The organism is Variovorax sp. GW821-FHT09D05, from assembly GCF_059416325.1.
The window spans coordinates 533,059-545,405 of record NZ_JBWKOZ010000003.1 but is presented as its reverse complement, the minus strand read 5'-3'; the positions used below and the strand labels follow the sequence as shown (position 1 = coordinate 545,405).

Genomic DNA, 12,347 nt, shown 5'->3' with positions numbered 1-12,347 from the left:
TCCCACCCCTGCAGGGCGGCCCGAAAAGGCCGCCCTGTTTTCGTTGAGTCACAAAAATCAGGGTTTCTACTTAGTCACGAAGTTGTCTTCCTCGGTATTCTCACGGCGTTCCATTAATAAATCGTTGTTTCTTTGGTGAAACAAAACCACGATCACACGGACCCGATGAAACAGACACGCCGCCATGCCATCGCCGCTGCCATTTCCCTGGCCGCCGCTTGCGCCACCGGACTCGCCTGGGCAGACAGCTACCCGAGCAAGCCGATCACGTTGGTCGTTGCCTATCCGGCCGGTGGCGACACCGACGCGCTGGCGCGGCTCTTCGCCGAAAAGCTCTCGACGCGCGTCGGCCAGCCCGTGGTGGTCGACAACCGCCCCGGCGCCAGCGGCATCATCGGCAGCGCCTACGTGTCGAAGGCCGCGCCCGACGGCTACACGCTGCTGCTCGCGCCCAGCACCTTCTCCATCGCGCAGCTGGTGCTGAAGACGAATGGCTCGTCGGGCTACGACGTGTTGAACGGCTTCACGCCCATCGTGCAGACGGGCAGCCAGCCGCTGTTCCTCGTGGCCAGCGGCGGCAGCGGCTTCGCCGGGCTGAAGGACGCCGTGACCGCAGCAAAGGGCGGCAAGTCGCTGAGCTATGCGAGCCCGGGCAGCGGCTCGCCGATGCACATCCTCGGCGAGATGTTCGCCCGCGCCTCGGGCACGAGCCTCGCGCACGTGCCGTACAAGGGCGTGGCGCCCGCCGTCAACGACGTGCTCGGCGGCCACGTGCCCGTCACCTTCATCACGCTCGGCCCGGTGTCGCCGTACTTCGCCAACGGCAAGCTGCGCCCGCTGGCCGTGGCCTCGGCCCAGCGCTCGCCGCTCGCGCCCAACGTGCCGACGCTGGCGGAGCAGGGCTACAAGGACGTCGAAGTGACGGCCTGGAACGGCCTCTGGGGCCCGCGCAACCTGCCGCCCGAAATCGTGAAGACGCTCAACGGCCACTTCAACGAAATCCTGAAGATGCCCGAGATCGTTGCGCGCATGGCGGTGCTCGGCACCACGCCCGTGGGCGGCGACGCCGATGTACTCGGCAAGACCAACGCCGCCGACTACACGCGCTTCGGCAAGGTCATCAAGGAGCTCGGCATCCAGGCCGACTGAACCGACTGAAGCCCGCATCCCCATGACCGAACTCAAAGCCATTCCCGATCCATCGAGCCTGCAGGCACTGCTGGCCGAACTGCCGGCCAACCTGCTGGCCGGCCGCCGCGTCCTCGTGACCGGTGGCGCGCGCGGCCTGGGCCTTGCCTTCGCGCAGTGCATTGCCGCGGCAGGTGCGAGCGTGGTGCTGGCAGACATCCTGGGCGAACTGGCCGAGACCGAGGCGAAGGCGCTGCGCGAAGCGGGCCACACAGCCCACGCATTGCCGGTCGACCTGTCGAACCCTGGCTCCATCGTGGCCTGCGCCGATGAAGCCATCCGCCTGCTCGGCGGACTCGACGGCCTCGTCAACAACGCCGCAATTACCAATTCGGGCGGCCGCGACGCGCACCAGCTCGAAATCGACATGTGGGACCGCGTGATGAACGTCAACGTGCGCGGCAGCTGGCTCATGGGCCGCGCCTGCCGCAGCGCGCTGGCCGAAAGCGGCCGCGGCGCCATCGTCAACCTCGCGTCCGACACGGCGCTGTGGGGCGCGCCCAACCTGCTGGCCTACGCATCGAGCAAGGGAGCCGTCATTTCCATGACGCGCTCGCTGGCGCGCGAGTGGGGCGGCGACAACATCACCGTCAACGCCGTCGCGCCCGGCCTCACGCTGGTCGAGGCCACCGAATACGTGCCGATGGCGCGCCACCAGAAGTACCTCGAAGGCCGCGCCATTCCCCGCGAGCAGCAAGCCGCCGACGTGTGCGGCGCGACCCTGTTCCTGCTTTCCGGCCTCGCACGCTTCGTGACGGGCCAGTTGCTGGCCGTCAACGGCGGCTTCGCGATGCACTGATTTTTCCGACCAAGGAGTACACCCGATGAGCGATCTGTCCGAACAGCAGAAGATCAACGAAGCCGGCACCAATAGCCTGGCGCAGCCCGAAGGCAGCAGCCTCGCGGAGTGGATGAACACCCGCATCGCGCGCTACGAAACCCGCAAGTACGACTGGGACGCGCTGAAGTTCCAGTCCGACTTCGACCCCAAGTTCCGCCGCGCGCAGATGCGCTACGTGGGCACGGGCGGCACCGGCGTCGCGAAAGACGTCAACACCGTGCCTGCCGAGCACTTCACCTTCTCGACCATGGTCATCCCGGCCGGCCACGAAGGCCCGCCGCACCTGCACACCGACGTGGAAGAAGTGTTCTTCCTGATTCGCGGCAAGCTCAAGGTGGTGATCGAGAAAGACGGCGAGCGCTTCGAAACCATCATGACCGACCGCGACCTGATCTCGGTGCCACCCGGCGTGTACCGCGAAGAGATCAACATCGGCGACGAAGACGCGCTGATGTGCGTGATGCTCGGCGCGAAGAAGCCCGTGACGCCGACGTATCCGGCCGATCACCCGCTCGCCAAGATCAAGCGCTGAGCGAACAATCCATGAACGACGCCATCGCCACCGACGCGCTGACGCTGCCGGCCTCCGAGCTGGCGCGGCTCGACGCACGCTTTCCGGCCCGCAATGTCGCGGTCGCCGGTGGGGCCGTGGTGTCGGTGCGCGAATGCGGCCAGGGCCCGGTCGTCGTGTGCCTGCACGGCATCGGCTCGGGCGCGGCGTCGTGGATCGACACCGCCGCGCTGCTCGCGCCGCAGGCCCGCGTGATTGCATGGGACGCTCCGGGTTACGGCGAATCGACGCCGCTCGAAGCCGCCGCACCGACCGCAGCCGACTACGCGGCACGTCTCAGCGCCTTGCTTGATGCACTCGACATCGAGTCGTGCGTGCTGGTCGGCCATTCGCTCGGCGCGATCACCGCTGCATCGGTTGCGCGCACCGATTCGCGCATCCGCCGACTCGTGCTCGTCAGCCCGGCGATCGGCTACGGCGCTCCGTCCCGCGCGGAGGCTCGTGCCAAGGTGCGCACAGAGCGCCTCGCCACGCTCGACGAACTCGGCATCGCCGGCATGGCCGCGAAGCGCGCGGGCCGGCTCGTCTCCGACAAGGCCAGCGACCATGCTCGCCAATGGGTGCGCTGGAACATGGCCCGGCTGAACGACCGCGGCTACCGCCAGGCCGTCGAGCTGCTGTGCAACGCCGACCTGCTGGCCGACCTGCCGCCGCCCATGCCCGTACGCGTGGCCTGCGGCGCGCTCGACGTGGTCACGCCTCCGGCCGCCTGCGAAGAAGTCGCGCGCCAGTGCGGCGTGCCGCTTGAATTGGTGGACGATGCGGGCCACGCCGGCTATGTGGAACAACCGCAGGCCGTCGCCGCACTGCTGCGCGAATCGCTCGCCGGCTGACCGCAACACAAACACAAGACATCCAAGGAAGGAAAAAGAGGCATGGCCAACAACGACAACGAGACGATGGAAGAGGGCGCCGACCGCTACAACGTGCCCGCGCTGGAGCGCGGCCTGCGCGTGTTGTGCGAGTTCAGCCGCGAAAGCCGCACGCTCTCCGCCCCCGAACTGGCCCGCCGCTTCGACCTGCCGCGCTCCACCGTTTTCCGCCTGCTCACCACGCTTGAGAACATGGGTTTCCTCGAGCGCGCCGAGGGTGGGCGCGACTACCGCCTGGGCCTGGCCGTGCTGCGCCTTGGCTTCGAATACCTCGCCTCGCTGGAACTCACGCAGCTCGGCACACCGCTGCTCAACCGCCTGTGCGACGAACTGCGCACGCCCTGCAACCTGGTGGTGCGCGATGGCCGCTCCATCGTCTACGTTGCCAAGGTCGCACCGCCCACGCCCTTTGCCAGCTCGGTCACCGTCGGCACGCGTCTGCCGGCCCATGCCACCGTGCTCGGCCGCATCCTGCTCGAAGACCTCACGCTGCCGCAGCTGCGCGCGCTCTACCCCGAGGACAAGCTCGAAACCTTCTCGCCGAGCACGCCCAAGACCGTGAACGAACTCTTCGACATGGTGCAGGCCGACCGCCAGCGCGGCTATGTGCTGGGCGAGGGCTTCTTCGAGTCGAACATCTCCAGCATCGCTGCGCCGGTGCGTGACCACAGCGGCCACATCGTGGCGGCGCTGGGCGCCACCATCACCTCGGACCACATCGAAGAAAGCCGCATGGACGAGATGGTGCTGCGCGTGCGCGGCACGGCCGACGAGATCTCGGGGCTGCTCAACTACTCCCCAGCGCGCGCCGCCAAGGTGGTGCCGCTTCGCAGCGCATGACGGTCATGGCACAGCAGACTTCCTCCTTCTTTGCAGCCAAGGCGCTGGCCGGCCGCGTGGCCGTGGTCACGGGCGGTTCGTCGGGCATCGGTCTGGCCACCGTCGAGCTGCTGCTCGGCTGCGGCGCATCCGTCGCGCTGTGCGGCCGCAATGCAGAGCGGCTCGACGACGCCGTGACCGATCTGCACGCGCGGTACCCGAACGCCAAGCTCTTCGCCCAGCCATGCGACGTGCTCGACGGTGCCTCGGTCCGCTCCTTCGCCGCCGCCAGCGAAGCCGCGCTCGGCCCGGCATCGATGCTGGTCAACAACGCAGGGCAGGGCCGCGTCTCCACCTTCGCCGACACCGACGATGCAGCCTGGACCGAAGAGCTCAACCTGAAGTTCTTCTCCGTCATCAACCCCACGCGCGCCTTCCTGCCGCAACTCGCGGCGCAGCGCGTGGTGCTGGGCGATGCTTCCATCGTCTGCGCCAACTCGCTGCTGGCGCGCCAGCCCGAGCCGCACATGGTTGCCACCTCGGCCGCGCGCGCCGGCCTGCTGAACCTCGTGCGCTCCATGGCCACCGAATTCGCTCCGCAGGGCGTGCGCGTCAACGGCATCCTGATCGGCCTGGTCGAGTCGGGCCAATGGCGCCGCCGCTTCGAGGCGCGCGAAGACAAGTCGCAAGACTGGGCCGCATGGAGCGGGCAGCTCGCGAAGAACAAACACATCCCGCTGGGTCGCCTGGGGCTTCCGACCGAAGCCGCGCGCGCGATTCTTTTTCTTGCTTCCCCGCTCGCGTCGTACACGACGGGCAGCCATATCGACATTTCCGGAGGCCTCTCGCGCCATGCATAACCCCACGAACAACAATACGGTCACCGTCGGCGCAGTCGTCGCCGCTTTTCTCGAACAGTGCGGCGTCAAGGCGGCCTTCGGCGTGATCTCGATCCACAACATGCCGATCCTCGACGCCTTCGCGCAGCGCGGTGCGATCCGCTTCGTGCCGGCGCGCGGCGAGGCCGGAGCCGGCAACATGGCCGATGCGTATGCGCGCTCCACGGCCAGCCTCGGCGTGTGCCTCACCAGCACCGGCCCGGCCGCCGGCAACATCGCGGGCAGCATGGTCGAGGCACTGACCGCCGGCGCGCCGCTGTTGCACATCACGGGGCAGATCGAGACGCCGTACCTCGACAAGGGCATGTCGTACATCCACGAGGCGCCCGACCAGCTCACCATGCTCAAGGCCGTGTCGAAGGCGGCCCTGCGCGTGCGCAGCGTCGAGACGGTGCTCGGCACGCTCAAGCGCGCGGTGCAGCTTGCGATGACGGCGCCGACCGGCCCGGTGAGCGTGGAGATTCCGATCGACATCCAGTCCGCGCTGACGACCATGCCGGCCGACCTGTCGCCGCTGCCCATCGAGCGGCCGGTGCCTTCTGCTGCTTCGCTCGACGCACTGGCTGCGCGCCTTGCTGCAGCCAAGCGCCCGATGCTGTGGGTCGGTGGCGGCGCGCGCCACGCCCGAGCCGCCATCCAACGCCTGCAGAAGCTCGGCTTCGGCGTGGTCACCACCACGCAGGGCCGTGGCACGGTGCCCGAAGACGATGCCGGTTCGCTCGGCTCGTACAACATCCACAAGCCGGTCGAGGCGCTGTACCAGCGCTGCGACGCGATGCTGGTTGTCGGCTCGCGCCTGCGCGGCAACGAAACGCTCAAGTACGAACTGAAGCTGCCGCGCCCGCTGCTGCGCATCGATGCCGATGCTGCCGCCGAAGGCCGTGGCTACGCCACCGACCTGTTCGTCTGCGGCGACTCCGCTCTGGCCCTCGAAGGCCTGGCCGATCGCCTCGAAGCCGCGAAGTACAAGGCCGACCCCGAACTGCTCGCCGACCTGCGCGCCGCGCACGAGCAGGCCGTGGCCTCGCTCACCGACGGCCTCGGCCCGTATGCCGAGCTTGTAAAGGCGCTGCAGTCCACCGCCGGCCGCAACTTCAACTGGGTGCGCGACGTGACCGTGTCGAACAGCACCTGGGGCAACCGCGAACTGCGCATCTTCGAACCTAGCGCCGGCGTGCACGCCACGGGCGGCGGCATCGGGCAGGGCATGCCCATGGCCATTGGCGCTGCCATCGGCGCGGCCGAGACCGCTTCGGGCCGCAAGACCTTCTGCCTGGCCGGCGACGGCGGCTTCATCCTGAACCTCGGCGAACTCGCGACCGCCGTGCAGGAGCAGGCCGACATGGTCATCGTGCTCATGAACGACAAGGGCTACGGCGTCATCAAGAACATCCAGGACGCGCAGTACGGCGGCCGCCGCTGCTATGCCGACCTGCACACGCCCGACTACGCGCTGCTGTGCAAGTCGCTGTCGCTGCCGCACGCCCGCGTGCAGCGCATGGACGATTTGAAGGCGAAGCTGGGCGAGGCGCTGGCGAAGAAGGGCCCGTTCCTGCTGGAGATCGACATGCTCTCCATCGGCGATTTCAAGAGCGCCTTCGCAGGCCCGCCGACCAACACCGTCACCCAGATTCCGGCGCTCGGCAAGGCTGCCGCCGCTTCGGTGGAGTGACGGACGTGAGCGCATTGCCCGCATTGCGTATTGCCCTCGTAGGCTGCGGTGCCATCGGCACCTCGGTGCTCGAACTGCTCAAGGGCGATGCCGCCCTGGAGGTGGTTGCCATCGTCGTGCCCGCCGAGGGCGTGGCCGCGGCGCAGAAGGTTGCGCCCGGCGTGCAGGTTGGCAGTAGCGTGCCTGCCGATGGCATCGACCTCGTGGTCGAGACGGCTGGCCATGCGGCCATCGAAGAGCATGTGCTGCCCGCGCTGGCACGCGGCACGCCCTGCGTGGTCGCTTCGGTCGGCGCGCTGTCGACCGCCGGCTTCGCCGAAAAGCTCGAAGCCGCCGCCATCGCAGGCAAGACGCAGGTGCAGCTGATTCCCGGCGCCATCGGTGCAATCGATGCACTCGCCGCAGCCCGCATCGGCGGCCTCGACAGCGTGCGCTACACCGGCCGCAAGCCGCCGCAGGCATGGAAGGGCACGCCGGCCGAACAGGGCCGCGACCTCGATGCGCTGGTGCAGCCCACCGTGATCTTCGAAGGCAGCGCGCGCGAAGCGGCCTTGCTCTATCCGAAGAACGCCAACGTCGCCGCCACCGTCTCGCTCGCGGGGCTCGGGCTCGACAGGACACAGGTGCGCCTGATTGCCGACCCCGCCACCACCGAGAACGTGCACACCGTCGAAGCCGAAGGCGCCTTCGGCAGCTTCGAGCTGACCATGCGCAACAAGCCGCTCGCGGCCAACCCCAAGACATCCGCGCTCACCGTGTACAGCGCCGTGCGCGCGCTGCGCAACCGCGTTGCCGCGCTCGCCATCTGAGTCACTCCATGATTTCTTCCGAACTCCTTCCGATCTGCATTGCCGGCGAATGGCGCCTGGGCGGCGGCGACGTCTACGAAAGCCTCTACCCCGCCACCGGCGAGCCGATCGCGCGCCTGAAGGCCGCGAGCCTCGCCGATGTCGAGGAGGCCATCACCCGCGCCGACCACGCCTTCCGCACCAGCGGCTGGGCCCAGCGCCTGCCGCACGAGCGCGCCGCCGTGCTGCACCGTGTGGCGCAACTGATCCGCGAGGAGAGCGAATCGCTCGCGCAGAAGCAGCGCCTGGACAACGGCAAGCCGATCACCGAAACACGCAACCTCGTGGCCAGCGCTGCGGGCACCTTCCAGTTCTTCGCCGCTGCGCTGGAGACGCTGGAAGAAACCATCACGCCGTCGCGCGGCGCCTTTGTCACGATGAGCGTGCACGAGCCCATGGGCGTGGTCGCGGCCATCACGCCGTGGAACTCGCCCATTGCCAGCGAGGCGCAGAAGCTGGCGCCCGCGCTGGCTGCAGGCAACGCGGTGGTCGTGAAGCCCGCCGAGGTGACGCCGCTGATGGCGCTGGAACTGGCCCGCATCTGCGAGCAGGCCGGCGTGCCGAAGGGCATCGTCAGCGTGCTGCCGGGCAAGGGCTCGGTGATTGGCGATGCGATCACCAAGCATCCGCTGGTCAAGCGCGTGTCGTTCACTGGCGGCACCACCACGGGCAAGCACATCGCGCACATTGCGGCCGACAAGATGATGCCGGTGTCGCTCGAACTCGGCGGCAAGTCGCCGACCATGGTGCTCGACGACGCGGACCTCGACCACGCGGTGAACGGCGTGCTGTACGGCATCTTCAGTTCGTCGGGCGAGTCGTGCATCGCGGGCTCGCGCCTCTTCGTGGCGCGTGGCATCTACGACGAGTTCCTGACGCGCCTCGCGGAAGGCGCCAATGCGCTGCGCGTGGGCGACCCGGCTTCGGAGCGCACGCAGATGGGCCCGCTCATCACGGCGAAGCATCGCGAGGGTATCGAGCGCTATGTGGACCTCGGCGTGTCCGAAGGCGGCAGGATTCGCACGGGCGGCGTACGCCCGCATGGTGATGGCTATGACCGGGGCTATTTCTACAAGCCGACCATCATCGAAGGCCTGGGCAACAGCGCCCGCATCAGCCAGGAAGAAATCTTCGGCCCGGTGCTCGTCGCGATGCCTTTCGACAACGAGGAAGAGCTGATCGCGCAGGCCAACGACAGCGTCTACGCGCTGGCTGCCGGCGTGTGGAGTCGCGACTTCAAGCGCGCCTGGAAGCTCGGCCGCGCGGTGCAGGCCGGCACGGTCTGGGTCAACACCTACAAGCAGTTCTCCGTGTCCACGCCGTTCGGCGGCTGGCGCGACAGCGGCCTGGGCCGCGAGAAGGGCCGCGAAGGCATCTTCCAGTACATGGAACAGAAGAGCATGTACTGGGGCACGAACGAACAACCGCTCCCATGGGCGAACTGAAGAGGACCGCACCATGAGCGTACTTGGCATCGACCAGATCACCTACGGCGCGGACGACCTGCCCGCATGCCGCCAGTTCTTCGAGGACTGGGGCCTCACGCTGAAGTCGGAAGCCTCCGACGAACTCGTCTTCGAATGCCTCAACGGCTGCAAGGTGGTCGTCGCGGCGTTGGACAAGCCGGGCCTGCCGCCCGCGATGGAAGAGGGCCCGACGCTGCGCGAAGTGGTGTGGGGCGTCGAGAGCGATGCGGATCTCGACCGCTACGCCGCCGCCATCGTGCAAGACCCGGCCTTCTTCGACAGCACGATCGACGGCGCGCGCCGCATCGGCTGCATCGACCCCAACGGCCTGGCCGTGCGCCTGCAGGTCAGCCGCAAGCGCGCGGTGCAGGTCGATTGCGCCGCCATGAACACCTGGAATGCCAAGCTGCGCATCAACCAGGCCGCGCCGATCTACGAACGCGCGACACCCATCGAAGTCGGCCATGTCGTGTTCTTCGTGAGCGACGTGAAGGCCACCAGCGCGTTCTACGCGCAGCGCTTCGGCTTCGTGGCGTCAGACAGCTACCCGAACCGCGGCGCCTTCATGCGCTGCGCGGCAGAGGGCGGCCACCACGACCTGTTCCTGCTGCAGATTCCCTCGGGCAAGCGCGGGCTGAACCACGTGGCCTTCACCGTGCGCGACATCCACGAAGTGTTCGGCGGTGGCCTGCACTTCTCGCGCCGTGGCTGGGAGACGCAATTGGGCCCGGGCCGCCACCCGGTGTCGTCGGCGTACTTCTGGTACTTCAAGAACCCGGCCGGCGGGCTCATCGAGTACTACGCCGACGAAGACCAGCTCACCGCCGAATGGCAGCCGCGCGAGTTCGAGCCGGGCCCGACGGTGTTCGCCGAATGGGCGGTGGACGGCGGCCTAGACGGCAACACCCGACGCCAGAAGAACGCGGAAGGCCCGAAGGGCGCTTTCCTCACCGAAAAGAAATGAACCCCTCGAATCCCTCGAATCTCATGCAACGACGTTTCTCCTTCTCCGTCCTGTTCGCCGCGCTGGCGGCCTTCACGCTCGCCGCACCCGTGCACGCGCAGCAGAGCGAGGCCCAGAAGCAGCTCGCCAGCGAGCGCTTCACCATCATCTCGCCGTTCCCGCCCGGCGGTCCGGTCGACACGCTGGCCCGCGTGCTTTCCGATGGCCTTGCCAAGCGCTATGGCCAGGCGGCCGTGGTCGACAACCAGGTCGGCGCGGCCGGCAACATCGGCATGGAAAAGGTCAAGCGCGCCAAGGGCGACGGCCACACGCTGCTGGTGATTCCCGCGGGCAACGTCACCATCAACCCGACGCTGATGCCCAACTTCCCGTTCGACATGGCGAAGGACTTCGTGCCGATCACCATGCTGGCCAAGGCGCCCAATGTGCTGGTGGCGTCGCCCGCATCGGGCATCAAGAATGCGAAGGAGCTGGTGGCGCAGGCCAAGGCCAAGCCCGGCACGCTGTCGTATGCCTCGCCCGGCGTGGGCAGTGGCCTGCACCTGGCGGGCGAGCTGTTCAAGCAGCAGGCCGGCATCGACATGCTGCATGTGCCCTACAAGGGCACGCCGCCCGCGCTCAACGACGTGCTCGGCGGCTCGGTGCCGCTGATGTTCAGCAACCTGCCCGCGACGCTGCCTTTCCTGAAGCAGGGCAAGCTGGTCGCCATCGGCATCACGGAGGCCAAGCGCAGCCCCGCCGCACCCGACATTCCCACGCTGGCGGAGCAGGGCATCCAGGGCGTGACCGTGACCTCGTGGTACGGCCTGATGGCGCCCAAGGGCACGCCGCCCGCCGTGGTCGAACAGCTCGCGAAGGACGCCGCCGAGATGCTGTCGCAGCCCGAGGTGCGCGAGCGCCTGAAGCTGCAGGGCATGACCGACGCGGCCATGAAGCCCGCCGAGTTCGCCGCGTACATCCGCGATGAGACGGCCACATGGGCCAGGATCATCAAGGCCCGCAACATCGTTGCCGAATAAGCCGGCCGCACGCGAAAGAAGCTCTCATGAAGACAAGCGAATCAACCATCGGCATCGTCGGCGCCGGCATCGGCGGCCTCGTGGCTGCCATTGCGCTGCGGCGCGCGGGCCACGACGTGATCGTGTTCGAGCAGGCCAAGCAGTTCGCCCGCGTCGGCGCGGACATCAACCTCACGCCCAATGCCGTGCGCGCGCTCGACGGCCTCGGCGTGGGCGAGGCGGCCCGCGTGACGGCAGCACGCCCGTCGCACCGCATCAGCCGCACCTACGACACCGGCGAAGAAACCTCGCGCCTGGAGATGGCCGATTCGGCGGAGCAGCGCTATGGCGCGCCGCAGCTCACCATCCACCGCGCCGACCTGCTGGCCGCGCTGGCCGACATGTTCCCGGCGGAGCAGGTCGCGCTCGGCAAGCGCGCCGAGACCATCGCCGCCGATGAAGCCGGCGTGACCATCGCCTTCACCGACGGCACCAGCGCCCGCGTCGGCGCGCTGATCGGTGCCGACGGCATCCACTCCTGCGTGCGCACCGCGATGTTCGGCGCGGAGAGCCCGCGCTTCACCGGCATCGTCGCGTACCGCGCCGTGGTGCCCGCCGAACGCGTGGCCGGCGTGCCCAACCTCGGCGCCTTCACCAAGTGGTGGGGCCCCAACCCGCAGAGCCAGATCGTCACCTTCCCGCTCAACCGCGGCAAGGACATCTTCATCTTCGCCACCACGCCGCAGGACACCTGGCATCTCGAGTCGTGGACCGCGCCGGGCAGCGTCGACGAGCTGCGCGAGCAGTACGTGGCCTACCACCCCGAGGCGCGTGCCCTGCTCGACGCCTGCGACACGGTGCTGAAGACCGCGCTGTACGAGCGCGACCCCATGCCCGCCTGGGCGCAGGGCCGCATGGCGCTGCTGGGCGACGCCGCGCACCCGATGCTGCCCTTCATGGCGCAGGGCGCGGGCATGGCCATCGAAGACGCGGTGGTGCTGTCGCGCCACCTCGAAGGCGTGGCCATGGCCGACGTTCCGGCCGCACTGCAAGGCTTCGAGAAGGCGCGCATCGAACGCGCCAGCCAGGTCCAGCTCGGCTCGCGCGGCAACAACTGGCTGCGCGAAGGTGGCAATGCCGACTGGGTCTATGGCTACGACGCCTGGACCGCGCCGCTCGCAACCCCGGCCATGGCCGCCGCCTGATTCA

The 12,347-nt window shown here is 68.4% G+C and carries 12 protein-coding genes; all 12 read left to right on the top strand.

The genetic code is table 11. From position 1 onward, the window contains the following. Nucleotides 1-165: 165 nt before the first annotated feature. The 12 genes from AC07O3_RS10525 to AC07O3_RS10470 are packed head-to-tail and all read left to right on the top strand — an operon-like array spanning nucleotide 166 to nucleotide 12,343. A complete protein-coding gene (locus tag AC07O3_RS10525) occupies nucleotides 166-1,149 on the top strand; it encodes a Bug family tripartite tricarboxylate transporter substrate binding protein (protein WP_093073557.1) in 984 nt (327 codons plus the stop codon). A gap of 22 nt (nucleotides 1,150-1,171) precedes the next feature. Next, nucleotides 1,172-1,987 carry an SDR family oxidoreductase gene (locus AC07O3_RS10520; RefSeq protein WP_093073559.1) on the top strand — a complete coding sequence of 272 codons (816 nt, stop codon included), beginning with the start codon at nucleotides 1,172-1,174 and terminating at the stop codon, nucleotides 1,985-1,987. Between the two features lie 25 nt (nucleotides 1,988-2,012). Beyond that, nucleotides 2,013-2,561, top strand: a complete 549-nt coding sequence (locus tag AC07O3_RS10515) for a cupin domain-containing protein (RefSeq protein ID WP_093073561.1) — start codon at nucleotides 2,013-2,015, stop codon at nucleotides 2,559-2,561. Between the two features lie 11 nt (nucleotides 2,562-2,572). Continuing rightward, complete coding sequence (locus AC07O3_RS10510) at nucleotides 2,573-3,433, top strand: alpha/beta fold hydrolase (RefSeq protein ID WP_495339243.1); 861 nt, start codon at nucleotides 2,573-2,575, stop codon at nucleotides 3,431-3,433. Between the two features lie 42 nt (nucleotides 3,434-3,475). After that, nucleotides 3,476-4,312, top strand: coding sequence for an IclR family transcriptional regulator (locus AC07O3_RS10505; protein WP_093055816.1), 837 nt, complete (start codon nucleotides 3,476-3,478; stop codon nucleotides 4,310-4,312). A 5-nt stretch (nucleotides 4,313-4,317) separates the two neighbouring features. Further along, nucleotides 4,318-5,151: an SDR family oxidoreductase gene (locus AC07O3_RS10500; RefSeq protein WP_093075104.1), complete on the top strand. Its 834-nt coding sequence runs from the start codon at nucleotides 4,318-4,320 to the stop codon at nucleotides 5,149-5,151. Further along, nucleotides 5,144-6,862: a thiamine pyrophosphate-binding protein gene (locus tag AC07O3_RS10495; protein WP_495339242.1), complete on the top strand. Its 1,719-nt coding sequence runs from the start codon at nucleotides 5,144-5,146 to the stop codon at nucleotides 6,860-6,862. Before AC07O3_RS10500 ends, AC07O3_RS10495 begins: the two co-directional genes overlap by 8 nt. A 14-nt stretch (nucleotides 6,863-6,876) precedes the next feature. After that, nucleotides 6,877-7,671, top strand: coding sequence for an aspartate dehydrogenase (locus tag AC07O3_RS10490; RefSeq protein ID WP_495339338.1), 795 nt, complete (start codon nucleotides 6,877-6,879; stop codon nucleotides 7,669-7,671). A gap of 8 nt (nucleotides 7,672-7,679) precedes the next feature. Beyond that, nucleotides 7,680-9,155 carry an aldehyde dehydrogenase gene (locus AC07O3_RS10485; RefSeq protein WP_093176076.1) on the top strand — a complete coding sequence of 492 codons (1,476 nt, stop codon included), beginning with the start codon at nucleotides 7,680-7,682 and terminating at the stop codon, nucleotides 9,153-9,155. Nucleotides 9,156-9,168: 13 nt separating this feature from the next. After that, nucleotides 9,169-10,140: a VOC family protein gene (locus tag AC07O3_RS10480; RefSeq protein WP_495339241.1), complete on the top strand. Its 972-nt coding sequence runs from the start codon at nucleotides 9,169-9,171 to the stop codon at nucleotides 10,138-10,140. 23 nt (nucleotides 10,141-10,163) lie between these two features. Beyond that, nucleotides 10,164-11,159, top strand: a complete 996-nt coding sequence (locus AC07O3_RS10475) for a Bug family tripartite tricarboxylate transporter substrate binding protein (protein ID WP_093073571.1) — start codon at nucleotides 10,164-10,166, stop codon at nucleotides 11,157-11,159. A gap of 26 nt (nucleotides 11,160-11,185) precedes the next feature. After that, entirely contained in the window at nucleotides 11,186-12,343 is a 1,158-nt protein-coding gene (locus tag AC07O3_RS10470) for an FAD-dependent monooxygenase (RefSeq protein ID WP_093073573.1), read from the top strand. Nucleotides 12,344-12,347 lie beyond the last annotated feature (4 nt).